General features: G+C 59.2%; 33 protein-coding genes and 1 pseudogene. 1 reads left to right on the top strand and 33 read right to left on the bottom strand.

Features of this window, described 5'->3' with window-relative positions; all coding sequences use genetic code 11:
• Positions 1-7: 7 nt before the first annotated feature.
• The 15 genes from ACW4DH_RS07325 to ACW4DH_RS07255 form a co-directional block, all read right to left on the bottom strand.
• Positions 8-955, bottom strand: coding sequence for a hypothetical protein (locus tag ACW4DH_RS07325; protein ID WP_459635719.1), 948 nt, complete (start codon positions 953-955; stop codon positions 8-10).
• Between the two features lies 1 nt (position 956).
• Positions 957-1295 (bottom strand): hypothetical protein, encoded by a 339-nt coding sequence (locus ACW4DH_RS07320; protein ID WP_459635718.1) that lies wholly within the window; start codon positions 1293-1295, stop codon positions 957-959.
• Between the two features lie 12 nt (positions 1296-1307).
• Positions 1308-2357 carry a hypothetical protein gene (locus tag ACW4DH_RS07315; RefSeq protein ID WP_459635717.1) on the bottom strand — a complete coding sequence of 350 codons (1050 nt, stop codon included), beginning with the start codon at positions 2355-2357 and terminating at the stop codon, positions 1308-1310.
• A gap of 33 nt (positions 2358-2390) precedes the next feature.
• Positions 2391-3017, bottom strand: a complete 627-nt coding sequence (locus tag ACW4DH_RS07310; protein ID WP_459635716.1) for a hypothetical protein — start codon at positions 3015-3017, stop codon at positions 2391-2393.
• Positions 3018-3026: 9 nt separating this feature from the next.
• Positions 3027-4010 carry a DUF7483 domain-containing protein gene (locus ACW4DH_RS07305; RefSeq protein ID WP_459635715.1) on the bottom strand — a complete coding sequence of 328 codons (984 nt, stop codon included), beginning with the start codon at positions 4008-4010 and terminating at the stop codon, positions 3027-3029.
• Between the two features lie 9 nt (positions 4011-4019).
• Positions 4020-5264 (bottom strand): hypothetical protein, encoded by a 1245-nt coding sequence (locus ACW4DH_RS07300; RefSeq protein ID WP_459635714.1) that lies wholly within the window; start codon positions 5262-5264, stop codon positions 4020-4022.
• Positions 5257-6720 carry a hypothetical protein gene (locus tag ACW4DH_RS07295; protein ID WP_459635713.1) on the bottom strand — a complete coding sequence of 488 codons (1464 nt, stop codon included), beginning with the start codon at positions 6718-6720 and terminating at the stop codon, positions 5257-5259. Before ACW4DH_RS07295 ends, ACW4DH_RS07300 begins: the two co-directional genes overlap by 8 nt.
• Positions 6717-7349, bottom strand: coding sequence for a phage adaptor protein (locus ACW4DH_RS07290; protein WP_459635712.1), 633 nt, complete (start codon positions 7347-7349; stop codon positions 6717-6719). Before ACW4DH_RS07290 ends, ACW4DH_RS07295 begins: the two co-directional genes overlap by 4 nt.
• Positions 7350-7352: 3 nt before the next feature.
• The gene (locus ACW4DH_RS07285; RefSeq protein WP_459635711.1) at positions 7353-7778 is read right to left on the bottom strand and encodes a hypothetical protein; all 426 of its coding nucleotides are present in this window, start codon (positions 7776-7778) and stop codon (positions 7353-7355) included.
• Between the two features lie 89 nt (positions 7779-7867).
• On the bottom strand, positions 7868-8860 hold the full coding sequence (locus tag ACW4DH_RS07280; RefSeq protein WP_459635710.1) for a N4-gp56 family major capsid protein: 993 nt from the start codon (positions 8858-8860) through the stop codon (positions 7868-7870).
• Between the two features lie 180 nt (positions 8861-9040).
• The gene (locus ACW4DH_RS07275; RefSeq protein WP_459635709.1) at positions 9041-9997 is read right to left on the bottom strand and encodes a hypothetical protein; all 957 of its coding nucleotides are present in this window, start codon (positions 9995-9997) and stop codon (positions 9041-9043) included.
• 34 nt (positions 9998-10031) lie between these two features.
• On the bottom strand, positions 10032-10232 hold the full coding sequence (locus tag ACW4DH_RS07270) for a hypothetical protein (protein ID WP_459635708.1): 201 nt from the start codon (positions 10230-10232) through the stop codon (positions 10032-10034).
• Entirely contained in the window at positions 10232-12436 is a 2205-nt protein-coding gene (locus ACW4DH_RS07265) for a hypothetical protein (protein ID WP_459635707.1), read from the bottom strand. Before ACW4DH_RS07265 ends, ACW4DH_RS07270 begins: the two co-directional genes overlap by 1 nt.
• 58 nt (positions 12437-12494) lie before the next feature.
• Complete coding sequence (locus ACW4DH_RS07260; RefSeq protein ID WP_459635706.1) at positions 12495-14018, bottom strand: hypothetical protein; 1524 nt, start codon at positions 14016-14018, stop codon at positions 12495-12497.
• Positions 14015-14587: a hypothetical protein gene (locus ACW4DH_RS07255; protein WP_459635705.1), complete on the bottom strand. Its 573-nt coding sequence runs from the start codon at positions 14585-14587 to the stop codon at positions 14015-14017. Before ACW4DH_RS07255 ends, ACW4DH_RS07260 begins: the two co-directional genes overlap by 4 nt.
• 153 nt (positions 14588-14740) lie before the next feature.
• On the opposite strand from ACW4DH_RS07255, the gene ACW4DH_RS07250 reads away from it, so the two are divergent.
• Positions 14741-15346: a hypothetical protein gene (locus ACW4DH_RS07250; RefSeq protein WP_459635704.1), complete on the top strand. Its 606-nt coding sequence runs from the start codon at positions 14741-14743 to the stop codon at positions 15344-15346.
• Between the two features lie 36 nt (positions 15347-15382).
• On the opposite strand, the gene ACW4DH_RS07245 is transcribed toward ACW4DH_RS07250, so the two are convergent.
• From ACW4DH_RS07245 to ACW4DH_RS07160, 18 genes and pseudogenes are all read right to left on the bottom strand, one after another.
• Complete coding sequence (locus ACW4DH_RS07245; RefSeq protein WP_459635957.1) at positions 15383-15886, bottom strand: 3TM-type holin; 504 nt, start codon at positions 15884-15886, stop codon at positions 15383-15385.
• A complete protein-coding gene (locus tag ACW4DH_RS07240; protein WP_459635703.1) occupies positions 15886-16209 on the bottom strand; it encodes a hypothetical protein in 324 nt (107 codons plus the stop codon). The genes ACW4DH_RS07245 and ACW4DH_RS07240 overlap by 1 nt, the downstream gene beginning before the upstream one ends.
• Positions 16209-16775 (bottom strand): glycoside hydrolase family 108 protein, encoded by a 567-nt coding sequence (locus ACW4DH_RS07235; protein ID WP_459635702.1) that lies wholly within the window; start codon positions 16773-16775, stop codon positions 16209-16211. The genes ACW4DH_RS07240 and ACW4DH_RS07235 overlap by 1 nt, the downstream gene beginning before the upstream one ends.
• Before the next feature lie 363 nt (positions 16776-17138).
• Positions 17139-17777, bottom strand: coding sequence for a hypothetical protein (locus tag ACW4DH_RS07230; protein WP_459635701.1), 639 nt, complete (start codon positions 17775-17777; stop codon positions 17139-17141).
• A complete protein-coding gene (locus tag ACW4DH_RS07225) occupies positions 17758-18243 on the bottom strand; it encodes a hypothetical protein (protein ID WP_459635700.1) in 486 nt (161 codons plus the stop codon). Before ACW4DH_RS07225 ends, ACW4DH_RS07230 begins: the two co-directional genes overlap by 20 nt.
• A gap of 10 nt (positions 18244-18253) precedes the next feature.
• Positions 18254-19060, bottom strand: a complete 807-nt coding sequence (locus ACW4DH_RS07220) for a hypothetical protein (protein WP_459635699.1) — start codon at positions 19058-19060, stop codon at positions 18254-18256.
• 121 nt (positions 19061-19181) lie between these two features.
• Entirely contained in the window at positions 19182-19415 is a 234-nt protein-coding gene (locus tag ACW4DH_RS07215) for a hypothetical protein (protein ID WP_459635698.1), read from the bottom strand.
• Positions 19412-19792 carry a RusA family crossover junction endodeoxyribonuclease gene (locus ACW4DH_RS07210; RefSeq protein ID WP_459635697.1) on the bottom strand — a complete coding sequence of 127 codons (381 nt, stop codon included), beginning with the start codon at positions 19790-19792 and terminating at the stop codon, positions 19412-19414. The genes ACW4DH_RS07215 and ACW4DH_RS07210 overlap by 4 nt, the downstream gene beginning before the upstream one ends.
• Entirely contained in the window at positions 19789-20112 is a 324-nt protein-coding gene (locus ACW4DH_RS07205; RefSeq protein ID WP_459635696.1) for a DUF1364 domain-containing protein, read from the bottom strand. The genes ACW4DH_RS07210 and ACW4DH_RS07205 overlap by 4 nt, the downstream gene beginning before the upstream one ends.
• Positions 20109-20618, bottom strand: a complete 510-nt coding sequence (locus ACW4DH_RS07200) for a hypothetical protein (RefSeq protein WP_459635695.1) — start codon at positions 20616-20618, stop codon at positions 20109-20111. Before ACW4DH_RS07200 ends, ACW4DH_RS07205 begins: the two co-directional genes overlap by 4 nt.
• Before the next feature lie 332 nt (positions 20619-20950).
• Positions 20951-21658 (bottom strand): DNA methyltransferase, encoded by a 708-nt coding sequence (locus ACW4DH_RS07195; RefSeq protein WP_459635694.1) that lies wholly within the window; start codon positions 21656-21658, stop codon positions 20951-20953.
• A complete protein-coding gene (locus tag ACW4DH_RS07190) occupies positions 21655-21975 on the bottom strand; it encodes a hypothetical protein (RefSeq protein WP_459635693.1) in 321 nt (106 codons plus the stop codon). Before ACW4DH_RS07190 ends, ACW4DH_RS07195 begins: the two co-directional genes overlap by 4 nt.
• Positions 21975-22166 (bottom strand): hypothetical protein, encoded by a 192-nt coding sequence (locus ACW4DH_RS07185; RefSeq protein ID WP_459635692.1) that lies wholly within the window; start codon positions 22164-22166, stop codon positions 21975-21977. The genes ACW4DH_RS07190 and ACW4DH_RS07185 overlap by 1 nt, the downstream gene beginning before the upstream one ends.
• A complete protein-coding gene (locus ACW4DH_RS07180) occupies positions 22163-22927 on the bottom strand; it encodes a replication protein P (protein ID WP_459635691.1) in 765 nt (254 codons plus the stop codon). The genes ACW4DH_RS07185 and ACW4DH_RS07180 overlap by 4 nt, the downstream gene beginning before the upstream one ends.
• A gap of 481 nt (positions 22928-23408) precedes the next feature.
• Positions 23409-23777 (bottom strand): annotated as a pseudogene (locus ACW4DH_RS07175) (replication protein); the annotation flags it as partial.
• Positions 23778-23845: 68 nt separating this feature from the next.
• Positions 23846-24055 (bottom strand): hypothetical protein, encoded by a 210-nt coding sequence (locus ACW4DH_RS07170; RefSeq protein WP_459635690.1) that lies wholly within the window; start codon positions 24053-24055, stop codon positions 23846-23848.
• 19 nt (positions 24056-24074) lie between these two features.
• The gene (locus tag ACW4DH_RS07165; protein WP_459635689.1) at positions 24075-24419 is read right to left on the bottom strand and encodes a hypothetical protein; all 345 of its coding nucleotides are present in this window, start codon (positions 24417-24419) and stop codon (positions 24075-24077) included.
• Between the two features lie 66 nt (positions 24420-24485).
• Positions 24486-24701, bottom strand: a complete 216-nt coding sequence (locus ACW4DH_RS07160) for a helix-turn-helix transcriptional regulator (RefSeq protein ID WP_459635688.1) — start codon at positions 24699-24701, stop codon at positions 24486-24488.
• Positions 24702-24713 lie beyond the last annotated feature (12 nt).

The following is a 24713-nucleotide window of genomic DNA, read 5'->3' as shown; positions in this document are numbered from 1 at the left end:
CGAGTGGTTATGCGAAAAAGCTCTCGGCGTAACTGGCGTAACCGTCGAAATCGGTCGGACCGTTGCTGGGCGCCGTGGCGACTGGTGAGTTGTTCACGGCGCTGGCGAGTAGACCGCGGGGCTGAGCATCGCCCGCTCCGACGCCTATTGCCGAGCCTTCGTTCGGGCCCGCAAAGGCAGCTTCACGCCCAAAGTTCTTACCCGTCATGCCACCCAGCAGCCCGCCGGCGATAGCGCCTGGTAAGCCAGCAACGGAGGCGCCTGCTCTGGCGCCTGCGGTACCGCCGACCTTGCCTCCCAGAAAACCGGTAGCGGTGCCGACAGATTGCTGCGCCAGACTATGACCGAAACTGGAGTCCAGGTTGGCGCCGGTCATGCCATTATAGTGCTCAATGTTCCGTGCCGCTTCCTGCGCCGATAACGCTGTATTGACGCCTGTGCTCAGCATTGCCCCGGGCACCCCGCCCACTAAGCTGGCGACGGTCGAGATCGCACTACCCAGCACGCCCGGGCTGGCGTTCTCCTGAATACTTCGCTCGGCCTGGGCATCTGTCATGGGAGAGGCACCCAAGCGATCCATAAACGAGCGCTCGGCCTGCTCGGCGGCCTCGTCCATCGAGGCGATTGTGCCGCTGGTAATGCTCTGGTTGTTGCTTGCCTCGCTTGAGGGTGTGGTGCCCAGTTCGCCGCCAAAGCGTCCGCCGTAGGAGGATGCTTGTGTCGTGGACTGTCCGCTGCTGCTATTGGTACTGCTCGAGCTTCCGCCGCTGCGTGTGCCGCCGGTATCCACCTCGGACATGAAGCCGCCGCTGCTGGAGCTATTGCTGCTGCCCCCGCCTCCTGCCGCGCCCTTTCCTGAGCTTGAGGAACCACCGTGCCCGGCGCTTGAGTCGCCCCCCGGCGAGCCAGTGCTGCCACGCCCGCCGCCGCCACGTCCATCAGAATCGCCTGCCATATCACTGCCCTCCCGCGATCATGCCGTTGGAGAGCAACCCCTTCTTGGCGGTGCCGACATGGGTGCCGTAGTTCTCGATCGTGCCCGGATTGATCATCTGGTCACGACGCTTCTGCTCGTAGAGGTCGCGCTCGAAATCAAAGCGAGAGTTCTGCTCGTTTTGAGTCGCGTAGTAGCTCGCCACACCAGTTGCCAGGCCACCGATCACGTTTGCCGCTGCAGGGTTCTCATTCAGCCAGTCGAATGCGTCGGTGGCGTAGGATGCCGCCGATTCGAACAGGCCGCCGGCCGACTCACTCGCCGCGTCCATCGCGGTGCCAATGCTGTCAATCCAGCTCATAACGGTCGCTCCTTATGACAAGTTGGGGAACACGCCGGTGTTGGCGAGGTAGGTGCCTAGATTGGCGTACAGATCCTGCTGGAACTGAATGTCGGTGTTCCGCATGTCGAGAACCTGCTGGATCATCGTTGCCTTGCTCTCAGGGGCGATATCTGCGTTCATCTGGATCTGCTGGATGGCGCTCGCTGACTGGCCGACGAGGTCGGTTAGGTTGTTGGCCATCACACCCCATGCGTTGGCGGTCGAGGTGGCGTAGAGATTATTCAGCGACTGGTTGGCTTCCTGCTCGGAGAGCTGAGAGTCATTGGTGAACTGCTGGGCCAGCTTCTGGGTGTCGAAGTTGAATCCCTGCTGATTGAGCCCCCGCTGCTGCTGGTACTGCAGATCTGACATGAACGCCTGCTGTTGGCGATCCGTGTTGGCCTGGCTGTTCTGAAAGTAGGTCTGCGCATCTTGCTGTGCGAAGGGCGTAGCCGCTGAGATCATCGCGCCCTGCGCCGCCTGCCCCGCCATACTGGAGTTCAATAGGCCGCGCTGGGCTGCCTGCTGCTGCCCCTGCGTGGCGGACAGCTTCATCAGCGGCGAGTCGCTGGAAAGCATCTGCTGCAGTTGGTACTGCGATGTCTGCTGCGGGGTGACGGTGGACTGTGGTGCGCTGCGCTGCTGCGCGGGGGCGCCAGTGATGTCGTAAAGGCCACCTGTCTGACTGCGGTAGAGCGTCTGGCCATTGTCGCCTTGGACGGTTGTAAAGCTGCCCTGCTCGACGCCCTTCTGCATCGCGCTGCTCAGCAGGCCGTAGTCATTGGCATCCTTCGCCTGGGTAGTGGCCACGTTGGCGTTGTTGCGATAGTTCAGCCCTTCGGCCTGGTCGCCCTTGGCCACCGTGAATGCAGATCCGCGCTGTTTGTAGATCTGAGCCTCGTCGCTGCCGGACAGGGAGTTCTGCACCCAATCGATGCCCTTCTCGTTGGCCATCTTGGTGTAGTAGTCGAGCCCGCTCTTGTCGGCGCTGCGGCCGAGCGTGCTCTGGAAGAGCGAATTGATGTCTTGCGATGTTGCCATGGGGAAACCTCACGGTTTGCCGGGGATGGTGGGTTACCAGTCGATGGCGTTGGCTTCTGATAGGGTGGTTGCTGACTTGATGCGATCCTCGGCGCCCTGGCGCTTGCCGGTGGCGATGCCACTCGCCTCGATCCAGGCGTCGGCCTTGGCGATGATCCGCGCGACGATTTCGACCTTGGGCATTGAACGGCCCTCAGCCAGCGCCGACACATACGGCGTATTGGGGGCAGCGGCACCCTGCTCGCCGGCCTCGATCCACGCCTGGTAATCGCGCGCCTCGCGCTCCTGCTTGTCCCAGGTCAGCGTCTCGGCGTTCGGGTAATCCTTGAGGATCGCCTGCATCTCGGCGGCATAGCCGTCATTGATGCGTTGCATGGCATCGTCCTTGGCCTGCTCCAGCCGCTCGGCAAGCTCCTCGGCGGTGTATTCGCGCACCTCCCATGTCTGATGCCAGATGCCATCGACAAGCTCGGGCTGGCCCTCGGCTACGACATCGCCGGAGGGTCGGGCGGTATATTGCACTGGCACCCACTTGTAATTCGCCAGAAGTTCATCGGGCGGATTATTGGTAATCAGCAAGCCGGGATTCTGAGCTTTGATCTTCCTGACCACTTCGCGCTTTGACTGCGCCGTTTCGAGTGTTTCTTTGTTAATGTACATGATAACTCCTTATTCGAATGCACGAATGGCCATGTAAATAAAGTTCCCGCCATTCTGATTAAAAACTGTTGACGAGGTTTGCATTTTAAAACCAGAAGCCGTTGAGTGGGCATAAATGCCTGAAAACTCGGAACTGGTGCTATTAGGCATTAAAATTTTATTTGGGACGCCTATAGCTGTTGTGAAAGATCGTTGCGAGTCTAATACAAACCAATTCGAACTTTGATCAGATCCCTTAATCATTATATATTGCGGCTGCCATCCAAGTTCAATCATCGGGCCATCGCTTGACCCATTCCCGGTATAGCTTCCGCACTGGATAATGCCAGAATCGGAAGGGTCGTGTGCGAATAGGTATGCGATATACTGTCCACCTGATCCGTTTACTGCGGAGTTTAATCCTAATGTGAATTCATTGTCTGTAGGCTCAATATCACTCCAGAATACTGATGCTGATGATTTATGGTTTGCGCTCTGTAGCTGAAGGTAATCTGTAGATTGTATTGATCTATGGTATGTGAGCCAACCGCCAATTGAATCGAGGCGCTTCACCACAATCATCCCCGGCTTGATACCGAGATCATGCGCTATCTGTCGTCCACTGACCCCATCCCCTGTATACTTCACAATGTCAAAGAATTTAGGGGCTTTGCGGAATGTCCAAGAGGCATAGTTGTTACCATTTGCCCCAACTTGAGCAAAACCCGTAATATTAAATCCGCTGGATCTGAATGAATTTATGAATGAAGTTGGGTTTTCGGCGTTAGTTACATCTGTATAAATATTCTTATTTGCCCCCCGTACTGTGTCGTTTAAAACATTACTATATGACGTATCCCTCCCTTTTATCCAAACCAACCCACCTTCGCCTGCTAAATCAATCCCGTTATTTATCGTTTGCGCCCCACCGCTGCCAGTATAAAGCGTGGTCGAAAATACCTCTTCGGGCTTTACTGATTGCTTGCCACCCATCCCCGCCAATGCTTCAAACATATAGCCCCCTTATGACGTGTGGCCGATAGAGCCAAGGATGGTGGAGCCATTGCCTGAAATCGTGAGCGCAATGACTGATCTGTTCTCGCCGAGCTCAGGAGCGGAGTCGCCGGGCCAGATGACATTGTTATTGATGTTAATAGAAACTCCGGTGCGGACTTCAATCATGAACACGGTTGATCCTATGGCCACATTTCCAGGCGGGAACGATGATTGATACTCATCCTCCTCAATGGACTGAAATGCTGGTGTTTGCGCAAGATTGAAGAGCTCAAGATTAATCGTTGTAGATACATCCTCAACGTCTATATAAACACCCTGATATTTTTGAACGTCAATCGAATAAAGCGAAAAAGGCGTATCTCCAAAGCTAATGTTTATCCTTCTTACGGTCGTATTGTATCGCCCAAGCCTTGATGAGCCTGACAATTGCTCAATGATGTCGCTTGATACGTTGCGCTTAACCAACGCCCCGCTGGCATCAACTGAGGCGTAGTCCTTCTCATCGGTGAGTGTGCCGGGCTGGAGGTCGGTGATGGCCACGTCGCCCAGCACGGTCTGTCGTGCCTCGTCGCGGAACTGCTTTGCCTCGTCCCGATGCTGTTTCGTCGCCGCCCGATCCAGCCCGGTCTGGTTGCGGTCGGCTGCCGTTTTCTGGGCATTCTCGCTGGCTACCTGCGCGCTCTGAGCTGCAGCGGTGCGATCCTGGCTGGTTGTCGTTCGATCCAACCCTGTCTGTTGGCGATCGGCAGCCGCCTGGTCAGCCTTGTCGGTGGCGATCTGTGCCGAGGTGGCTGCCTGCTCCTTAAGGGCCTGGGTGTCGGCCTTGAGTTGGTTCAGGGCGTCTACGTCGAGCGCCAGCGTAAGATTTTCCGTGCTGAAGACGGCGCCCGAGGTGTGCCGGGTCGTGACGCGGTACCAGTTGCCGGTCGCGGCGTCCACGAACACGTCATTCACGAAATAATCAGTATCCGGCGTCCAGTTTTCCCGCCAGGTGAAGCCGGTGAGCAATGCCAACTTGCCCTCAGCATCGAAGCCCACCACTTTGGAGCGCCGCTGCAATGCGCTGGCCGCGATCTCCTGGCTGACGCCAGCCTCGGCGGGCAACTTCAGGGCGCGCCCAGTGTCCTCGCTGACCCCACCGAACCCTGTCGCCACACGGTCGAACTTCTCATCAACCGCCTCGCTTTCCGCCGTGGTGCCGGGTTGGAAGCGCTGCCCCGGGTCGCTGTTATCGAAATAGTCATTAGCCACGGCGCTGCCTCCTTACATCAAAGTGCAGGTCATAGCCCAGCAGCTCATGCGGGGCGCTGATCGAGTTGGAATAGATGGCGAAGTTGATCGAGGTGCCGGTGCCGGCGACGTTGACTGGCTCTTGCCCCAGGCTGGGCACGGACCAGTTGAATTCACCCCAGCGCGCCACGTCCCACAGGCCACCGCCGAGCATGAAGTCGATGAATTCCCGGCGCGGCCTTCCGGTCTCGGTGCGCCCGTAGTCGTAGTCGGCCTGGATAGCGATCTGCTCATCCGTGCCTGAGCGGATGTCCCAGAACACGCGCCGGAAGCGCTTGCGCACGCTGGGCTGCTTGAGGTCGGTGAAGGCCAGCGTGAGGAATGCGGGGATGGGCTCGCCGTTGAAGCTGGTCGCGCCATTGCCCAGGCGATGCACAAATCCCTGGTCGTCACCGATAAGCAGCTGCTCTTCCCCGGTGGAGAGCTCGCCGGTATGCGCCACGACCACCTGCGCCGGGTAACGCACGGTAGTGATTCCCGCCGGCGACATGAAAATGCCGGTACCGTTGTCGAACCATACGCGGTACTGGGCTTTGCTCTTGCTGATCGCGCTGGCCACGACGCGATTAGTCAGCCCATCTTCGGTGAACAGCGTCTCGACTTTGCGCCCCGGCTGCATGGGCCGGAAATCGCCGTATTGCTGGGTCGCATCGAGTGAAGTGATGCCGCGCTCGGCAATGAAGTAGGGCTGCATCAGTGACTGCGCCGAGTACGGGCGCGCGCCACTGTTGGGTACCGTGGTCTTAAGCTGGAAGTCGGCACCGCTCGTGCCGTAGAGTGTCTTCACGCTATCGCGGCAAAGGATATGCAGGACGCCGCCGGTGCCGGGTAACAAGCCGGTAAGCGTCTGGCCGACGCCGATCTCCCCAGCCCCGCCGGTCGCAGCGTCCCAGACTGCCGGCTTGCCTATAGCCGAGTGCTGCAGGCTCCCTGCCGGGTAGCCCAGCATGAGGTGCTCGCTATGCAGAGCGATGTATTTGGCGCCGGCCATGGCATTGCTCAGCTCGCTGAAGGTACCGTCTACCTTCAATTCGAACGGCTTGCCGCCGCCGACACCGTACAGGGCCCGGCCGGTCTCGGTGGCGTATACATTGCCCTCGACGAACTCATGGCGTCCGTTGTGCACGGCATGCACTGATACCCAGGCGCCATCGACCAGCTTGTAGAGCGTTGCGGTGTCGGCACCGGTGTCCTTGCGCACGGCATAGATGACATCGGCGAACGTCACTACGCCCAACAGCGTCCCTTCCCCCGGCACCACCGGCCCCAACTGGGTGTAGCCGTCGATGCGTCGGTAGCCACCGGTCACCGGACACTCGTAGTTGACGCAGTACATGGCCGCACCAGGTGGTAATTGCTCGGGCGGCGTGACCAGATCGATGCCGCCACCCAGTCTGATATACGCGGATCGACTCATGCCAGCGCTCCCCCGATTTCCATAGAGGGCAGCTCGCTGATGAGCATGTCGCTCATCAGCCGCGACGCATTGGCGCCACCCTGCTGCACCACCTCGGGGGCATTCTCGAACAGCCCGTACTGGATCATGGCGCGGTAGACGATGAGCATGTGGTAACGCTCAGGCAGGCGCGGCACGTCGCCATTCTCGGTCAGCACCTGAGGCGTGCGGAAATACTCGAAGGCCAGCAGAGATGTGGCCGGCGGCGACGTGTCGAGACGGATACGGTTATCGGGCAGCAACGTAATTACGGAAGGTGCCGAGGCGTTGCTGGGCTCACGGTACCTGGCGCGGAAGTCACTGTATTCCATCGGTCGCAGCTGGTTTATGCCGATGCGCAGCGTCTCGGGAATCCAGTGCTCGAAGTCGTCCGGCACCGGGTAGTCGCGGAATTCGGGCGATACCTCGATCTCGGTCTCGGACCAGGCAAAGCGCCAGTCGCGGCGCTCCGCCTGGATCTCCTGCCACGCCTGCGCAATCCAGCCGATCAGGCGCAAGTATTCCCCGTTCTGCCCCGTCACTGTCGCCGGCCCGCTGCCAGCTGCACCGACCTCCCGGCGCAGCCGTTGGCAAAGCTCGAGGAAGGTCATGGGTTACTCCACGCTCAGCACGGTATAGGGATAGGCCGGGACTTCGGTCAGTTCCTCGCTGTCCTCGTCTTTCACCATCTGCACAGCATTCTTGAGGCTTTCATAAAGACCGGCGCCAATGGTGACCTCCTCGCCGCGCTTGACGCGCACCACACGGCCATTACAGGCCAGCGGCACGGGCTGCTTGTCCTTGCCGTCCTTGTGGATCTTGATGGTGTAGCGCTTCTCGCCTTTGCGCACGGCAATGCCGCTGTCCTCAGAGACGGCAGGCTTGGCAGTTGCCTCAGGGTCAGGCTCACCCAACGCCTCCCGGATCTTCTCGCGAATGGTGTCGTCGCTGGGATTTCCCTTCAGCTCAATACCGAGAATCCCGGCCTGCGCCTTGAGTTCTTCCTTGTTCAGGGTGTCGAGGTTGAGTTCTTCGCTCACGGTAATTCTCCTGCGGCCCTCACGGGCGGCGTTACATCAAAAGAAAAGGGGGGCGTCTGCCTCCCCTTCGGTCATTGCCTTATCCTGGCTTACACCAGGTCAGTGGCTGCCACTTCCAATCGGGCCATCCACATCTCGTTGGCGATGAAACCCTTCCAGTACGTCTTCCAGCCGACCCAGCCCTTCTGGCCAAGCTTGTCGTTGGAGTCGATCTCGCCAGGCTGACGAATCTTCATCTCCACCGCTTCCTTGCCCTTCAGCGCGATATGCCCGTAGGCATCCTTACCGAAATACACCACCGGGTAGACATCGGCGTTGGCCCCACTGGTGGAGACCATGCCGTTCTCAACACCACCCGCATCGGCGAACGGCTCAAGCACGGGCGTCAGGATGTAACGCACATCCTCGACCTTGCCGATTTCGAACGGCAGCGGTTTCATGCTGCCGTACTTCTCGGTAGGCACGAATCCAGGCATGTCACGAATATCGGACTCCATGTGGGTGTGAGCCACGCCGATGTACGCGGCATCGATCGCTTCGGTACCGTACTTCACGGAGCTGGCCACCATAGTGGTGACCTTCTTGGCGCGCTCGGCCTTGAGCAGTCGAGTCACGGCGCGCTGTTTGGCCAGGCTGATCGGGGTGTTGACCGCGCTGCGGGCCGAGCCGTTGGCATAAAAGACATTCGTGCCGCCGCGCAGGATGCCCCACATCAGCGATTCGATGGTCTCGCCGGCCTGCTCGCCGGTGATACCGGTAGCATCCTTGAGCACCGGGTCTTCTGCGAGGTCAGCAACTCGGTTGGTGATCTCGACGACATCGCCGTACTCGCTCAACGCCACCTGCACATCTTCGTAGGTCAGCGCCTTGGATGTGGGTGCGACGCCTTCGGTCAACGGCGTAGTAGCCAGGGGCAGCGGGACCGGGCGGCGAAATTTGACCGCCTCGGATTTGTTCTTGGGTACCGGCTTGGACATGCCGAACCTGGAGAGCACCAGTTGCGGCTCGGCATGCTTGAGGTGTTCAGTCATCGCCCAGAAGGTGGTGCGCTGGGATAGTCCGGCGTAAGTTGTGGTAGCCATGGGCTGTATTTCCTGTGTCAGTAGGTGAAAGGCTTGCTTTGCTACCCTTTCGCTTGCTCACACGGAGGAGTCAGCAAAAGGCCTCGCGTCCCGAGGGAGGCAAGGCCTTTGTGTTTCGTCCGCTTGCTTGCGTTGCGGGTGTGTCGGTGCAAACCAGGGTGCTGGGCGGCGGGTGCGGCCCTACTGGTTCGCGAAGTAATCGAACAGCGCATCCTCGTCGTTATCTGGAATCGCGCTGCGCGGACGTCCGCCCCGGTTTGGAACGGTCTGGGCTGACTGCAGTTGTCGCTGGCGACGCTGCTGCAGGTTGGTGTTGGGCTGCGGTGCTGCTGGTGCTGGGGACGTGGTCAGCTTATAAGTGCTCAACAAGTACGCGGCATCTGCGGCGCTCTCGCTGCTCATCAGTTGCTGAACGGCCGACGGCTGTTGCTGCAGCCAGTTGTTAAACTCGGGCTTGCTGACGGTGTCACGCCAGTCGGGATGCTGCTGTTCCAGTGCGGCGTACTGGGCCTGCATCATCTGGTCCTGCGCCTGCTGCTGGATCGGTTGCAACTGCCCCTTGAGCTGATTGATTTGCTGCTCGTAATGGCTAGACAGCGCGCCGAACTTCGATTCCAGCGCCTTGGCGATATCGGGAAAATCCTGTTTCAGAGACTCCCACTCGGTATCCGACATGCCCGAGCCTTCGGGGTTGTCTCCTGATGGCTGCTGGCCAGGTTTCTGTTCGGGCTTCTGACCACCGCTGCGCAACTGCTCGATCTCTTGCTGCTGCTCGGTGATCTTGCGCTGCAGGGCGCTCTGGCGTCCCAGGTCAGACTGGTAGCGGTGTTGCCACTGCTGGGCTTCCTGCTTGTAGCGCTCAAGGTCGGCCAGCGGATCGGCTGGCGTCTCGCCTGCGTTCTCCCCGTCCTCACCTTCGCCATCCTCACCCTGGCCGTTCTGGGCATCGTTCGTCGCGAACCGTCCCTGACCATCACGGGGCTGGCCAGCCTGGCCGCCCAGTTCCTGCTCTTCCTGCTCGGAAAAACCGAGATCCTCGGCAGGCTTGCCCCCGGCGAATTCCTCGAACAGTGCATCGGCATTGGCGTCGTCGATGAACGTCTGTTCTTCAGGGGTGACTTCTTGTTGCGTTGACATATCGCCTCCAGCGGCCCTCACGGGCGGCTATTGGTTACTGGTAATTGTCCGCCACGACGGGCGGGATGGATGATGTGTTAGTGAGGTTCAGCAATTGATCAAGCAATTCGATCTTGCCACGCTGCTGCTCGGATTCGCGGTCGGCGATCAGTTGCTCTATCGCGTCCTGGCGCTGCTGCCGAGCCCATTCGGTCACGGCCTGCCAGGTTTCGGAATGCTTGTTGATGTCTGCCATCAGTAGCTATCGAACCCCATTGACTGGTTCTGTTCGCGTGCAAGGCGGTCGTTCTGGCGCTCGGTGAGCTGCGCTGCAGCCTTGTCGCGATCGGTTTGCAACTTAGCCGCCGTCTGGCGCATCTGCAGCTCCAGCTTCTGCGACTCCAGGCCCAGCTTTGTTTCGAGCTCCGCCTGGGTCATGTTCATCTCAAGGGCCAGTTTCTGACGGGCGATCTCCTGGTCGCTCTGCAACTGAGCCGCCTTGTACTGCTGGTCCCACTGCTGTTGCTGCTGACGCAGCTGGAAGTCGGCTTGCTGTTGCTGGGCCCTGAACTGCAGCTCCTGCTGCTTAAGCTGCATTTCGGCCATCTTGATCTGTGTCTGGGGGTCGCCCTGCTGCTCGGCCATCTGCTTACGCTTGTTCTCGACATCGGCGTCCGACAGGGTGATGTTCTGATACGGCACTTCCAACGCCTTCGCGATCTCCCGATCCATCCCCGCCCAGTCACGCCGAATGGCGAATTCCGGATTGCTGGCACTGATGTTGGCGTAGACCATCAGGCTCTCTTGCTGCTTTTCGCGCACCAGCAGAGCACCGGATCCACGCGCATCGACGCTGTAGTCGCCTTTGATGTTCGCCTTGTCGCTGTACTGCATATTCCAGTCGTAGAAGCGCGTGATCGTCGGCCGGGTAATGTCGTCGTCCCAGTTCTTCACGGCGCGGCGCAACACGATATTGGCACTGTTCATCAGCATGGCCATGCCGCTTGATGTCTGGGTAACGTGTCCAGCCTGCTCGCCCTGGGCGATCAATGGCAGGTTGGTTTCCTCGTCGGCGAGCTGCCGGGCCATGGAGAAGATATTGGCGAGCTCCACCTGGTGGTTTGGGATGGTGAAGCTGGCGAAGGCATCCCGGACACTGCGCGTCTTGTCCTTCAGGAAGTAGAGCTTCTTCTTGCCGGGCTGGCTGGACCACGAGCCGTCAGCAGGTTCGATGATGTCTCGGTTGGCGACGATGATATCGCTCACTGAAGCGCCTGCGTTGTCCATCATCATCCGCCACGCGGCATTGATGACCCGCTGGGGATTACGCATTAGATAGGGAATGCCGAACCCGAAGATGCAGCTCTCGTCCTTCTCCCAGTTGAATACGCTGTAGGGACGATCCTGGGTATCCATCGGGTTGAGCGTGACCTTCAGGACGTTATTGCCCGAGAAGAACACTACTGCCTCGACCTCATCGTCGAGTTCGTCGATCTCCTGCTCTTCCGCCGTCTGGCCTGCTTCGCCCATGGCATCCAGCAGCTCAGACTTGCTGATCGGACCGTGGTATTCCCACACCTCGTACTTGGTGTCAGTGCTGATCGAGTCCACGCCGGTGATGCTGCGAATATCGTTGGTGTGGTCCTTGGCAATCGCCGTATTGTCCTTGCCGCCTCTCACCACTGAACGGATCTGCTCGACCAGGGCGCCGGGCAGTCGAGCGAACTCGCGCAACTGGCGCTTGCTCATCAGGCGACGCTCGAAGATGAACTCGCACTCGTCGATGGTGCGCGCACTCATGTCGGGGTAGAAATCCCAGGGATCGACGCGCTCGACCGAGGGAGCCAGGGATTCCTCAACGGTCAGCACCGAGGTGCCTTCACCATCGGTATCCCAGCGCTTGTGGGTGCGCCCGACGATCACCGGCCCCTTGAGCACAGCAGTGCCAATCAGCGCCGCGTCATGAATAACGTCGCGCGACTTGATCTGATAGCGGCTCTCCTTGAGCTGGTCGTCGATCTCGGCCTGCATGGCTTCGGCCTTCTTCTTGGCCCCGCGCATGACCTCGTCGGCGGCCTGCCCCATATCCACCGGCTCACCGTTCGGCCCTTGCCCCATCTGCCCAGGCTCGATGCCGTCCAATTCCGGTACCGGCGTCGGCTGGATACCCCAGTTGCGGTCGTCGGTCGGGAAGAGCATGTCCTGCAGCCGGGCCTCGGCGGCGTTGGTCTTGTTGCGCGTAATGTTGACGTAGACCTCGGAGCCCTCAGCACGCGCCAGGCGCGCTGCGGTTTGCGGGTCGTACTCGCCATGGTACTGGCGATAGTCGTCCAGCCAGCGAGTCTCGAGCGAGGAGCGCTTCTGTACCTGCTCGTGCGCTTTGCGCGACAAGCGCGCAGCAAATATCTGCAGCCGCTCGGCGGCGAGCTGCTTGTCATCGTCTTGGTCGGCAGGGTGCATCAGAGCCTCACGGCTGTGAAAAGAGAAAGGTGTCGTATCGCCTCACGGCGAGGGAAAGTCAGTAACCAGCGGTGGCATCAGCCACCACGCTCTCGATAACGGTATGGCGGTCTTTGGGCCTGACTGGCTCGGCAAACGTCATGGCCAGCGCGTCACCAGCGTCAGGAGACCGAAGGCCCCGGCGGCGCATGTCCTCCTTGCTCTCGAGGATGCGGCGCTGGTTGCTGTCGTACTTGTACTGCGGCCCGCACAGGTCGGCGTGCAGGGCATCGGAATCGGGGATCATCACCGGCATGTCATCGTTGAGCCAGTCGCGCATCGTCCACCACATCTCGGCACGCTTGTTGCGGTAGCGCTCGGGGTCCAGTGCAGCTGAGCCGAAATTGACCGCCACCACGATATCTTCGTGGCCCAGCTCGAGGAGGCGATCCACTACGCCAGCACCAATACCGCCTACGTCGATGGCCACCTGTGCCGGCTTCTCGGCCTTGATGATCGAGTGCACCATGCCAGCCACTTCCATGGTGGACTTGTTGCGGTGCGTCTCGACGTTGTATGCCGCACGGTTGCGCCGACGGATGATCGCTGTGCTGTCATCGCCGAAACGGGCCGGATCCACGCCAATGATCAACGGGCCATTGCCCAGGCACTTGTACTTGCGTGCCGCGACCACTGGCTCAGGCTGAATCAGCGTGTCACCACCGGAGACCTGGAAGGCCTCCTGCGCCGTCATGGGGTATTCCTGCTTGAAGGCGCTCTTGCCGTCGATACCGTCTGCCGTCAGTTCGGCAATCTTGAAACGTCGGAACATGATCTGGGCGTTATCCAGACCATACAGCTTGACCAGCGTTTCCTCTTCGGCGGTTAGGCTGAAGTCGGCAGGCACCGGCTTGCGGTACTCCGACTGCCAGAACCATGGCACGAAGATGGCGATGAACTCGCTCTCGCCCGCCTCGGCCTTCTGCCACTGTTGGTGGTAGTAGTTGCCGATCCCGTTGGCAGTGGACTCAAGGATCACCTCGGTGTCGGGCTCGTCCGGTACCGCCTGCAGTATCCCCTTCGCGTGCTCGGCGGCATGGGGCCAGAACGCCACCTCCGATCCGTGGAAATACTGGACCGTGGTGCCTCGCCCTACCGACTTGTTGCCGGCGGTGCCGACCTTATAGCCCGAATCCAGCCGGTCGAAGAGCAGCTCCTTGGCATTGGATGCGCCGGTGCTGGGCTTCACCAGGGGCGGGCAGTGCTCGTGATAGCGCTCGGCCATCTCGAAGAGTGCACCGGTACTCTCGGCCTCATGCGTCAGGATGAAGGCACGCTTGCCCTTGCGGTGCGACACCAACCAATAGAAACGGCCTTCGGTGTAGGTGGATGCGCCTTGCTGGCGACCCTTGAGCAGAATGGCCCGCACCTTGCCGGTCTGGCGCTTCTGCTCGGTGATGCAGGCATGGATATGCCGTTGCGCCACGTTGAGCTCGAAGGGCTCGACCTTGCCTGCCTTGGTGCGGATCTTCAGGCAGCGCGGCGCGTAGTGCTCGAAGTCGTCACGCAGCTTGATGCGGATGGCACGCTCGCGTTCGTTCATTCGAGTTCGTCTAGCGCATCCAGCGCATCTTCATGGCTGGCCTGCTTCTCGCCCTCAAGATCCAGCCCATAGGATTGGCGCTCAAGCTTGACGACCTTCTCCAGCGCATTGGCTCCATGGCCCATGCACTTGCCCAGGTACTCCATGTCGAGGTCGATCTCGATCACGTCACCCGACTTGAGCTGAACCTCACGCTTGCCGCGCTCTAACTGCTGGGTCAGGCGATCAATGAACTGGTCGGACACGCCTCGCCAGCGATTGAGCAGCTTGCGGTGACCGTGGACAACAGCAGTGTTCTCGTTCGCCGCATGCTCGACGATAGCCTCGTCGTCGTCACTCAACGTCTCTCGGGCTTCGGGCGGCAAGGCCTCGCGGGTAATTTTCTCCCGAGTGCGCTCGCGCACCTTCTGGGTCAGGTCCTTCTTCCAGGCCGGACGCTTGGCATCGCCCTTGGCGCGCTTGCGTATCGCGGCCTCACTCGGGCCGTGACGGTCTGAAAGTTGACGCAGCGAGAAACGACCGGTGCGATATTCCGCCTCGATCGCCTCCCAATCGAATCGTGCTGCCATAGGTATTCCGGACGCCTCACGGCGTGCGGCCTCTTTGTAAAAGTGCGGGCGTCTCACGACGAGCCGCAAACAGGTTTGCAGTAAGGTGAATTCAAAAATCCATATAAAGAAGCTAAATTAGTCGATTCACCTTGAACCTGCCGGAGTGGGGCGATGCAACAACCTGAAATCCTTTCTTTTTTAATTGGCTGTATAACAATCACTCTCACGTTTTTCTTCAGCAGAGCTAAGTTGAAACTAACTAATAACGATCATCGGCAAAAACAAAAGAATCGTGTGTTTGACATATACTTATCACTTCCTTCGTATCGCAGCCCCACCGATGAAGAGCTAGCAGTCATCAACCATGCTTTTTATGATTATTCAAAAAACAAAGCTCAGGCTGAGTGCGTTTACACAGTTGTTTCCAGCAAAACCAACCCTGTCTTATTCGAACAGCTTTCGATTGCCGGTGACTATGTTGAATATGATCATTTAAATAAAAGAATAGTGCGGTCCCGCACCACAGCCAAAAGTGACAATTACAAGCGAATAGCATCAATTCTGACATATTGTATTTTTTCAATTGGGTCCTTGACCGCGATAACCACAACGCTAGAGCCAATAACGAACTATTTTGTGCCGGAAGACGGGGGGTTGAAGGTTTTCGTAGCACTCGTGATGACCGTTTTATATATGTCTCCGGTTATAGTCACTTCAATACTCACCGTTCCGATAGTCAAGCGCATCGACGCTATTAGCGCCTTAACGAAGGCTTAGCTTAGCTCAAGCGCGAAATACGAAAGCATCTTTGTATTATTTGAGCTTGAGCCTGTCTAGGAGGCCTTTGCCGCTGACGGTCTGGGTGACTTTCTCGAGAGAGCGCCCGCCGATGTACCCGCCTACGCCCAGGGTCATCAGATCCCAGAGCCGGTCTGGCAGATCAAGCGTCAGTGCGCTGCCGAACATGGCACCCAGGTACGGTGCGAATAGGTAGTTGTTGGCCACAATAGCCGTGATGGTGAGCATCAGAATGGGGCGCCAGTTGCGCTGCCAGTAGCTCTCGCCCTGCGCCTCGGCGGTGATCACCTTGGCCTGAGCCTCGATGCGGACGCTTTCCAGATCCGCCTCGACCTTGCGCAGCTTTATTGCCGCCTCCGGATCAGCCTTGAGCGATGCGGCCAGCGCTTCCGGCGTTTCCGAAACGCCCAGGGCGCGAGCAGCGAGACCACCCACAGCAGCACCAGCAGGGCCGCCCAGAGCTGCGCCAAGCGCTGGCGCGATCTTGCCCACGGTTTGTGCGACATCTCTCCACTCCATCACGGTATCCCCTTCATCAGCCCGATGATGGCATTGGCGACCAGCGTACCAATGGCCCCGAGCACTACCAGAAACACGGAGAACAACGCGCCCCATCGGCCCAGCAGTCGCTTGCCCTCTTGCTTGGTCGTGGCCACGTTGACGGCATGCTGCAGTTCAACATCACGGATACGCTTGCCATGTTCGGCAAGCTGGGTGTCGTGGGCTTCGAGTTTTCCGGCGTGAGAGTTCTGGCGCTCTTCCATGCGCGTGAGACGGTCGAGTATCTGATCGACTTTGCCTTCGATCCTGTCCTGTTGATTGCCAAGGTCAGGATGCGCCATCACGCCACCTCGTCGCGCAGATGTACGACACGCTGGAACCAGCCGTAGGCGAATGCCTCTTGAGACTGACGCTTGCGCGCCAGGCTGCGACAGAAGGCAATGCGGCAGGCATTGATCGTTGCGGCCAGCACCTTGAGCCCTTCATCACCCCGCGCACGGCGGTATTCACGAAGCGCTGAAAGCGTGATCGGCCCGACCGCACCATCTACCTTCATATCGCGGTAGTAGCGCTGCTGGTCGTTGAGGACGTTCAGGGTGATCTGCAACTCTTCCCCAGCCCGAGACGGGCCAGAGTTCACGCCATAGTCAAAGAGATACTCGGCGAGCGGCTCATGGATCGCGGCGATATCGTCCAGGCGTAGCGGGCGCCAGAAGTCGGCGGCATAGATAGCGCACGCCTTCTGATGAGGCAGTTCGCACATGGCGCTGGAATAGCCGTGTTTGCGTGCCACCGCCTGGGTAATGCCGTATTTCGTGGGCCCGCCGCGGTCGGCGGGATGATCGACGTAACCGCCCTCGCGGTCGATGACCGCGGCGATCAGTCGCTGCTGGAGCGGATGCGTCATGTAGGTACCTGCTGTCTCACGACAGTAGAAAGGGAAAGGCCCCGCCGGACTGGCAGGGCCTTGGAGTGAGGCAGGGCTGGGTACCAAACCGTAACACTTTTACACCAAAAGCCCTTGGTTACTCGGCTCGGCGGTAAGTATGGTTTGTGATACTTATGTTCCCTGCGTGTTTGCCCCAGCTGAAGAGTTGGGGCTATTTTTTGCCTGGTACAAAAAGCCCCGCCGGACTGGCAGGGCCTTATGTTATCGGAGAGCTTAAACTCTTAAGTGACCGTTTTCTCTTTCGAACTTACAATCTGCTCGATAGCGTTTGGTGTTGACATCAGCACGGCCACAAACAGGAACCAACCCCAGGCTAGTTACTCAAACAGCCCAGCCAACAATCCAAGCCTGGCCTTGTTGGGGCAGGCGGATCTTGACCTCGAGAGCCTTAGGATCGTTCCAGAAGTGCAGCGACTCCAGCCAGTTCATCCAGTCGGATGAAGCTTCCATATCGTTATGATTGGAAACGAGCAACAGCAACTGAATTGGCGTCACCCTTTCCACTTCCTTGAGGGTAAGGAGATGATCCCGATCCTGATGCACTTTGGCTCGCCACTTGTTGTCGCTGGTGTAGTCATGCACCAGAGCAACCTCAACGATGTAGCCATGGTCTTCTTTGGTGAAGAAAACATCCCCAGTTTTTCTGGAAGAGTCGAGGTTGGCAAGGTGGCGGTATGACGGCTTCGGCTGGAGGCCACTTTCCGAAACTTGCAGTGCATGGAACAGCTCCCAGTTGAACCATTCTTCGAATGAGTATCCCGTCCTTACGAAGGACTGCAGTTCAGCCGCCTTGCCGGAAAAGTGATGCTGGATGACGTGCTGGAGTGCTGCGAATGAGTTCAACTGTCTGTTCCTTGCCGAGCCATACGAAAACGCCCCGGCATTTGCCAGGGCGCAGTATTCGATCATGGGGAGAGAGTAAGCGAAACGGGCGGGTATATCAAGGCGCACCCATGACATATGCCGCTCCTGCCTTTGCACCAAAAAGCAGAACTGTAGAAACCGTCTGCTTTACCGACGTCCATGCTGCGTCATTAATACCTGTCCTTAGCTTATCGCCAAATGTCTGGCCTTCAGGCTGCCCTGCTACCGACTCCAGCCTAGACCCAAGAGCCGCATGTCCTGTTGAGGTAAGCACTACAGGTCGGGAAACCCCCTCGGGAACAGTCTCGTAGCGCAGAAAGCCCTCATCGACTAGCCATTTAATGGAGTAACGGATGAAATCCAGCTTCGCATCTTGCTCCTTTGTGAAGCCGTTATCGTATCGCCCAGACACAGGGTCATATCCACCTGGCTCAGACACAGCTTCATTCCAGACGACGCTCAGAATGCGTCGTTCATTGATATTCACCGGCCTAGGGAATGCGCTCAGCGCATCTTCGAAGGCCAGGCCGACAACCAAATTGAAATCATCAATGTTTGACATTCAAGAGTCCTTATGCGGCTCGCCTCAAAGTAATCAGAGTTTCAAGCCGTTCGAGTGCATCCTGCTCCCACTCTATCATCAGCTTCAGGGCGGCATGCCAGGGCTCTGCCCATTGGTGACCATCTTTCTTTGAACTCCAGCGTCGCACCTCAATAACCAAACCGTGCTCCTCATACATCCATCGCTGGATCATCTGGGGTGTTGAGAGCCCCGGCCGCCCTGCCTGCGTCTCGCTGTAGTGATAAACGGCGGCCAAGCATAGCCAGTACAGCGCATCCAGTGATTCTGCCGTTGGCAGCCCTTTGCCTTGGCCTGGCAACTTCGTGCCCCCGGCTAATAGCTGATGGTGCAGGGCAAGCTGAACCACCTCGGCTAAAGCATCACGCTCCCGGCGCTCAAGGGGGCCATAGCAATACAAAGCCAGCGCACGCTGATGACGCGGCAGCGCATCGACCACACTCAGGACAGCTCCAGCTTCCAGGCCGCTGACAATGTTCCAGTCATTATCACGGATATAGCCCTCGTTGCTGGACTTCGGACTGTCGGCCAGGGCCAAGCGGATCGAAGATAGTTGACGCTCCAGCAGACGCACCGCCTTTGCTGCCTGGGCCTCGCCCTCTCCGATCCTCTGCGCATTGCTCAGTGTGGCCAGCGCCTTGTTGTACTGAGCGACGATGCTGCGCGTGCGTGCGCCTGCATTGCGTCCTACAGCCTTCTCTAGGCGCTTTGCACTATCGAAGATACTGGCCACCGGGCTGTCACCACGGTGGAACAGGTAAGCATCAAAGATCATCTGGCGTGCCGAGTTATATCTCATATCGTCCCCTTGTGGTTCGCACCCTGCGTACTGCGTACCTAATCGCGTACTTTCGCGAACTGTTATTACCCCTGAATCCGCTCTACCCCGCATGGCTGCTGCGGTGCGCAGGTGCGTACTTCTATGCCCCGCTCAATTCCTGCAATGCTTCCCTTACCCGTTCTCTTGTCACCCTGGGCAGCTTGCCCTCCCAGTGCTGGAATACCGCCTCTCGACTCCCCTGACCTGCTGCCAGCATTTCCTTTGCAACCATCTTGGCCTGGCAGTACAGCGTCCACTCGGCGAACTCCGGCGGGTAACCGTTGCATCCGCCGACTGGGCGGCCGTCGGGCCAGGTGCGGAACGGCTCTTTCACGCCGCTTCCTCTTCTACTCGGATGATCTCCACCCAGGTGCCGCTCTCCTGCTTGCGGTCGATGATCGGCGGCCGGACCTTCCACTCCCTGACGTACTCCCCGCGGTCATCGGGCAGCAGACCGGCGCGGACCAGGCCGTCTTCGATCGTCTTGCAGCTGATCGAGTAGTTGCCTGTGTCGCGGATCCGCTCTTTCGGTCCCAGCCGGGGCGTGAAGTACAAATCCACCTGGTGGGAAATCGGGGCCAGGCTTGCATCGATCACCGCCTGCTTGGTGAGTACGTCGCACAGCTCGACCTGATCCTTGTGCTTCCTCCAATGCTGGCGAATGGCAACGTTGGTGCTTGGGCCTATGTAGGGCACGAACAGGCGGATCATGCGGCCCCCTTGATGCTGATGATGCCCTTGGCATACAGCCGCTCGATGGTGCGGGCCTGTCCCCGGCGCATATAGAACTCGCGCTCCTCGTCGGTGATCGCGAAGCGGATCCGGCGGTCGATGGCGTCATGGCAGCTCGAGCAGGCAAAGCATGAACTGACGTCACTGCTCTTGGTGCCCATGCCGTTGGTCTCGCTGGGCAGATGCGCCAGGACAGTCGTCTCGGGGTTGTGATTGCAGATCCCGGGTATCTGGAGCGTGCAGTCCTCGCGCTCGGCAGCGTCGCGAATCTTCTGCGAACGGATCTTGGGGCGAATCACGCCACCTCCCTCGGCATCAGCCGGATCATTTCCTCTATGGTCTCCTGGCTCTCGCTGGGCCAGTAGCGCTCGCAGATATGGCGGCAGATACCGCGCCAGAACCGCTGAAACTCGCTTTCGTCCATCGCATCGAAGGCAATGGATTGCGGCACCACGGTCTTGAACTGCCCCACCCCGGGCACGTCGGTGTAATACACGTCGCAGCACACCTCGGCATCCTGTTGCAGCTTCTTCAGGGCGCTATGGTGGTCGTGGTCCTCGAACCCTTCGATGTGCTGGCAGACCAGCCCGCCCAGGCCATGCACCAGGCGATGAATGGTTACGTTACGGGGTGCCGTCAGCTCGGCGCGTACTGTGGTGCCCACCTTGAGGCCACGCTTGCGCATCATGGCGCCGTCGATGTCATAGGCCGGGACCAGGGCGCCCACCTCGACGCCCGTTGCGGGATCAACCAGTTTCCGGACCACCAGATACAGCGGCCGGGCTGGGCGCTTACGCTTGCTCATCAGCACCTCGCAGGAAGAAGCACACCAGTACGGTGGTCACTGAGCAGAAGGCCATGAACAGGAGGAAGAACGTCATGCCGGCACCTCCTGCTCTTCGCGCTGCTCGGTCAGATCTTCGTCTCCGTCGATGCGGAGAAGATGACGCTCGAATCGGCAACAAAGGTCGAATTCACCTTCGCTTGTGACCCATGAGCGTTCAGGGACTACGTATTTCTCCATATCGCGAGAGCTAGTGACTTTGGTGCCAGCCTCGAGCGGCTTTATGCACGTCACAATTCTCCCGACATCTATGCCACCGACTGTTAATGCCAAGCATCCCGGCTCTAATGGCTTCATGCCGCACCCCCGAACATGTCAACTTGGCTGGTTTCGCGATCAAAACGCGCTTTTGCTGCGCTAAAGTATTCGCGATCAATCTCAGTTCCTACGAACTCACAGCCGAAATAGTGCGCTGCGATAGCGCTAGAAGCGCTGCCTAGATGGGTATCAAGGATGCGCTGCCCAGGCTGGGCATAAGTGCGCAGAAGCCACTCATACAGTTTCACCGGCTTCTGCGTTGGATGGATTCGCTTCTCATTGAGAGCTTTGTTTCCCTGCTGTCGCGTACCGTTGCAGATGGATTCGCCCTGCATCATGCCGCGCCACATGTATCGAACGATGTCCACGCGCTGGTTGAGGGTATTGAGCGCAATTTCCGCCCCACTCTGGTCCGCCCCGTCATTCACCTTGTCCCAAACAATGGCGCCAGATGCCGGCATGCCGGCGTAATAGTTTGCGCCCCAGATAATCTGGTCTTTGCTGACACGACGAAGCTCAGAGAAATACGCTGACGATGGAGGGGCCTTGTCCCAGTCTTTTTTTACGTACCCTCCGTCATGTGCAATGAGGCGAGTGCCGTTTTTCTGCAAAACAGCATGGGTGCGGATAGCCCCTCCGTGTTCTCCACGCCCATACGGGGGATCCACAATAGCTAGGTCGAAGGCGTTGTCTGGCTGACTGCGCATGAACTCCATACAGTCAATGTTGAGTAGCTGAATCATGCCGCACCCCCGAACATATCGCCCTGCGGTGGCTGCGGCGCATACCCGCTGACCAGCCGGTACTCGTCTGCCGTGCTGCCCTGGCGTCGGCGGCGCAGGATCTGCAGCCCACACTGGCTGCGCAGGTCACGGACTCGAGCGCTAACCGCCGCATGGCTATCCACCACCTCGAAGCGGGCCTTGATCGACTCGGCGATCTCATGCAACTGCATCCAGTAGGTGGCGTCGCGCAGCACCAGGTACGTCCGGCCCAGTTGGGTGCCTGCGTCGAGGTGCTCAGCGGCCCGGTGTGGGCGCATTTGCGTTACGGTTCCCATTAGGCGGTTCTCCCTTTGCTAGCGACTGCCAGGGCCTTGCGGTTGAGACGGCTGATACTCATCTGGCAGTCCTTGCACTCCGTCAGGATCTGGCGCTCATAACGGCTTGTGGCCACGGTCATCTTGCCGATCGGTTTGTCGAGCCCGCATGCCGGGCAGCGGATGGTTGAGGGTCGGCGTAAGGTGGTCATGCGGCACCTCCTACCAAGGCGCGCAGTGCTGCCAGCCCCTGCTCAGCAGACATGCGACTTCCGAACTGCTCCTCGGCCTGGGCAGCGGCTTGCTCGCGCCCGTTACGCTCGGCGATCTCGGATGCACTGAGCTGGCCATCGCTACCTATCAGCGCCCGGGGCTCGACAGGCTCCCCGGCCATGACGCGGTTGCAGATCGATTCGTAACTGGCCCGGAAGATTGAAAGCAGGCGATCAGCCTTGGTGTTGCTCGTGGCGTTGGCGAGGTCCCACCATCCAGTCATCGCACCGGCCTGGCGTACGCCTTCATGGCTCCACTGATGGGCCTCAGGCTGCTGGGCATGGGCCCGCGCTTCGAAGAACGCTTGCTGGAGTTCAGGCATCCCGAAATCCTCCGGCTTGGGCTTCATCGCCTTGACCAGCCTGGCGATCGACGGTGGCCAGTCGCTCCCCTCGGCCTTGATCCGCTCGATTGCTGCGTCCAGCACTGCTGGCGTCGGCAGCGTTTTCCACTTCGCCATCGAAGACGCGACCTCGCGCTTCGCCAGCTTCACCATGTCGTCCGTCGTGAACGAGGTTCTCCACGTCCTGGGATAGATCGCTTCCAGCCGTGTGAACGCCCGGTTGACCAGCTCCTGAATCGTTTCCTTCCTCGTCGGGCCAGAACCCGTCCATCCAGTCGTCGTCGTGGGGGTTGGCGAGCCGCGCCGCGATGCGATCTCGCTCTGAGCGCTGGCTGTCAGTTGTTTGGCGGTCTGCATGGCGGGCTCCAGAGCGGTCACGGTTGAATTGGATGGCGAGCGTTTTCCACTGCTTGCGCAGCTTGGCGGGGCTGAGGATGTTGGATTGCCAGAACGTGTCCTGGCTGGCCCAGGTGAACAGGATTCGGATATGCGCTGGGTCACGCTCGTCACGCTCACGCATCAGGCGGATCGTGTTCGCCCAGCCATCCATGTTTCGTTTCTCAGAGCCGCCGGGCAGCTGGTCGATGATCTCGGCCATCCAGTGGGCCAGCTCGTGATCAACAGGCTCGCCCCAGACTTTCCGCTTCGAGGAGCGAGGAGCGCTTTGCGCGACGTTCCCCTCGAACGTAGTGAGAGGGGTTATGTCTTTCTGTCTATTGTGTGTCTCCACCTGGGAGACGTTTTTTGTCTCCATCTTGGAGACAGTGTCTCCACCTTGTGCAGAGTTGGAGACAGGGGCCTTACGCTTCGGTGAGGCGGAAAAATCCCACTCGTCGTAATGCTTGTTGACGCTCAGCAACCGCCCATCGCTTGAAAGGTTGAGCACCTTCATCGAGAGCAGCTGTTGCTTGGCTTCATTGACGTTCTGGCGAGAGATACCCACCGCCTTGGCCAGCTGAGAGTCGCTTATCCAATCTTGCGTCTTGTTGAAGCCGTAGGTTTTGCGAATGACAGCGTGAATGATGCAAAGCTGCGTTGCGGTGGCAGGGCATACTTTGCGGTTGTACGTGGCCTCGTACAGCTCGTGAGCTATGCGCGTAAAACCATCCTCCACCTGAGGACTCCTTGCCGGGGCACTAGCAGGCCCTGACGATTGGGCGTCATCACGACGCGCTGGGAACTGGATTATTTCTGCTGTTTCGGACATACTGATTACCTCGTTGAAGCCCCGGCACATGGCCCCCACAGCCGCCGGGGCTTTCTCTTGTCTGGATGTCACACCAGCCGCAAAGGCGGCGGGTTACCCTTTCGGTTGTTCAGCGCGAATAGCGCTTCCCTCGTTGCTTCCTGCGCGACCAGCAGCGCTGTTTCCAGCGCTACGTCACAAGCTGCCATGCCGCGTTTCCTTGCGACTTCCTCCACCATTGCCTGGTACTCGGGGCTTGTTCTTTGGAGTGCGGCTTGCGCCATTTCCCGGTCGTACACATGTGCCTCCTAGGGCCTTTCAGGCAGTTAGCTGTTGGTGCAGACTCCGCATGAGCCCGACCTCGAGCATGCGTTGCAGCATCTGCGTGGCGGCTTCGCGGCTATCCGTACTGAGCGGCTTGCCTTCGGCCAATTCGGCGAGCAGCTGGGCATGACGCTGCTGGCTTCTCGCGAGCCCTTCCAGGGCGAGATCGTGGACATACGGTGCCAGTCGTCCGCCGGTCTGCATCGCCGCTGCCGCCTTTAGCTCCTCGAATTCGGAGTCGGTGAAGCGCACCTTCACTTCGTTGCGTTGGTGCGTGCCCTCGGGCTTTCGCCGGCGATCCTCGGTGATGCAACTGTCGTGAGAGAGATAACGATCCATGAATGCTTTCCTTGCTTGTTTCTGGGGTTCTATGGGTCGCGGCTCTCACGAGCAGGCGGTTGGGGTTTAAGCGGCCTGGTCGGCCAGGTCGCTGAAAATATCTTCAAGGGTCACCGGCACACCTTTGGCGCGAAGTGCGGCCACGATCCGGCCCACCTTGTTTAAGTCAGGTGTCCGGTAACCGGATTCGTAGTTGGAGATGGCCGTTTGACCGAGCCCAGTGGCTTTGCCCAGCTCGCTCTGGGTCAAATTGGCCTTCTCGCGGAGTTCTTTCAGCTTCATAGGTGATGCCCC

Source organism: Halomonas sp. WWR20 (genome assembly GCF_054602495.1).
This window is presented reverse-complemented; position numbering and strand designations above follow the sequence as displayed.

What these genes read in the sequence shown, in the direction of transcription:
- ACW4DH_RS07320 (WP_459635718.1), bottom strand. Translation starts at nt 1,295, where the DNA reads ATGAGCTGGATTGACAGCATTGGCACCGCGATGGACGCGGCGAGTGAG.
- ACW4DH_RS07210 (WP_459635697.1), bottom strand. Translation starts at nt 19,792, where the DNA reads ATGATCCGCCTGTTCGTGCCCTACATAGGCCCAAGCACCAACGTTGCC.
- ACW4DH_RS07245 (WP_459635957.1), bottom strand. Translation starts at nt 15,886, where the DNA reads ATGGAGTGGAGAGATGTCGCACAAACCGTGGGCAAGATCGCGCCAGCG.
- ACW4DH_RS07190 (WP_459635693.1), bottom strand. Translation starts at nt 21,975, where the DNA reads ATGGGAACCGTAACGCAAATGCGCCCACACCGGGCCGCTGAGCACCTC.
- ACW4DH_RS07230 (WP_459635701.1), bottom strand. Translation starts at nt 17,777, where the DNA reads ATGTCATGGGTGCGCCTTGATATACCCGCCCGTTTCGCTTACTCTCTC.
- ACW4DH_RS07160 (WP_459635688.1), bottom strand. Translation starts at nt 24,701, where the DNA reads ATGAAGCTGAAAGAACTCCGCGAGAAGGCCAATTTGACCCAGAGCGAG.
- ACW4DH_RS07250 (WP_459635704.1), top strand. Translation starts at nt 14,741, where the DNA reads ATGCAACAACCTGAAATCCTTTCTTTTTTAATTGGCTGTATAACAATC.
- ACW4DH_RS07275 (WP_459635709.1), bottom strand. Translation starts at nt 9,997, where the DNA reads ATGTCAACGCAACAAGAAGTCACCCCTGAAGAACAGACGTTCATCGAC.
- ACW4DH_RS07225 (WP_459635700.1), bottom strand. Translation starts at nt 18,243, where the DNA reads ATGTCAAACATTGATGATTTCAATTTGGTTGTCGGCCTGGCCTTCGAA.
- ACW4DH_RS07165 (WP_459635689.1), bottom strand. Translation starts at nt 24,419, where the DNA reads ATGGATCGTTATCTCTCTCACGACAGTTGCATCACCGAGGATCGCCGG.
- ACW4DH_RS07295 (WP_459635713.1), bottom strand. Translation starts at nt 6,720, where the DNA reads ATGAGTCGATCCGCGTATATCAGACTGGGTGGCGGCATCGATCTGGTC.
- ACW4DH_RS07260 (WP_459635706.1), bottom strand. Translation starts at nt 14,018, where the DNA reads ATGAACGAACGCGAGCGTGCCATCCGCATCAAGCTGCGTGACGACTTC.
- ACW4DH_RS07325 (WP_459635719.1), bottom strand. Translation starts at nt 955, where the DNA reads ATGGCAGGCGATTCTGATGGACGTGGCGGCGGCGGGCGTGGCAGCACT.
- ACW4DH_RS07265 (WP_459635707.1), bottom strand. Translation starts at nt 12,436, where the DNA reads ATGCACCCTGCCGACCAAGACGATGACAAGCAGCTCGCCGCCGAGCGG.
- ACW4DH_RS07185 (WP_459635692.1), bottom strand. Translation starts at nt 22,166, where the DNA reads ATGACCACCTTACGCCGACCCTCAACCATCCGCTGCCCGGCATGCGGG.
- ACW4DH_RS07180 (WP_459635691.1), bottom strand. Translation starts at nt 22,927, where the DNA reads ATGCAGACCGCCAAACAACTGACAGCCAGCGCTCAGAGCGAGATCGCA.
- ACW4DH_RS07195 (WP_459635694.1), bottom strand. Translation starts at nt 21,658, where the DNA reads ATGATTCAGCTACTCAACATTGACTGTATGGAGTTCATGCGCAGTCAG.
- ACW4DH_RS07240 (WP_459635703.1), bottom strand. Translation starts at nt 16,209, where the DNA reads ATGGCGCATCCTGACCTTGGCAATCAACAGGACAGGATCGAAGGCAAA.
- ACW4DH_RS07235 (WP_459635702.1), bottom strand. Translation starts at nt 16,775, where the DNA reads ATGACGCATCCGCTCCAGCAGCGACTGATCGCCGCGGTCATCGACCGC.
- ACW4DH_RS07315 (WP_459635717.1), bottom strand. Translation starts at nt 2,357, where the DNA reads ATGGCAACATCGCAAGACATCAATTCGCTCTTCCAGAGCACGCTCGGC.
- ACW4DH_RS07220 (WP_459635699.1), bottom strand. Translation starts at nt 19,060, where the DNA reads ATGAGATATAACTCGGCACGCCAGATGATCTTTGATGCTTACCTGTTC.
- ACW4DH_RS07290 (WP_459635712.1), bottom strand. Translation starts at nt 7,349, where the DNA reads ATGACCTTCCTCGAGCTTTGCCAACGGCTGCGCCGGGAGGTCGGTGCA.
- ACW4DH_RS07255 (WP_459635705.1), bottom strand. Translation starts at nt 14,587, where the DNA reads ATGGCAGCACGATTCGATTGGGAGGCGATCGAGGCGGAATATCGCACC.
- ACW4DH_RS07310 (WP_459635716.1), bottom strand. Translation starts at nt 3,017, where the DNA reads ATGTACATTAACAAAGAAACACTCGAAACGGCGCAGTCAAAGCGCGAA.
- ACW4DH_RS07280 (WP_459635710.1), bottom strand. Translation starts at nt 8,860, where the DNA reads ATGGCTACCACAACTTACGCCGGACTATCCCAGCGCACCACCTTCTGG.
- ACW4DH_RS07200 (WP_459635695.1), bottom strand. Translation starts at nt 20,618, where the DNA reads ATGAGCAAGCGTAAGCGCCCAGCCCGGCCGCTGTATCTGGTGGTCCGG.
- ACW4DH_RS07305 (WP_459635715.1), bottom strand. Translation starts at nt 4,010, where the DNA reads ATGTTTGAAGCATTGGCGGGGATGGGTGGCAAGCAATCAGTAAAGCCC.
- ACW4DH_RS07270 (WP_459635708.1), bottom strand. Translation starts at nt 10,232, where the DNA reads ATGGCAGACATCAACAAGCATTCCGAAACCTGGCAGGCCGTGACCGAA.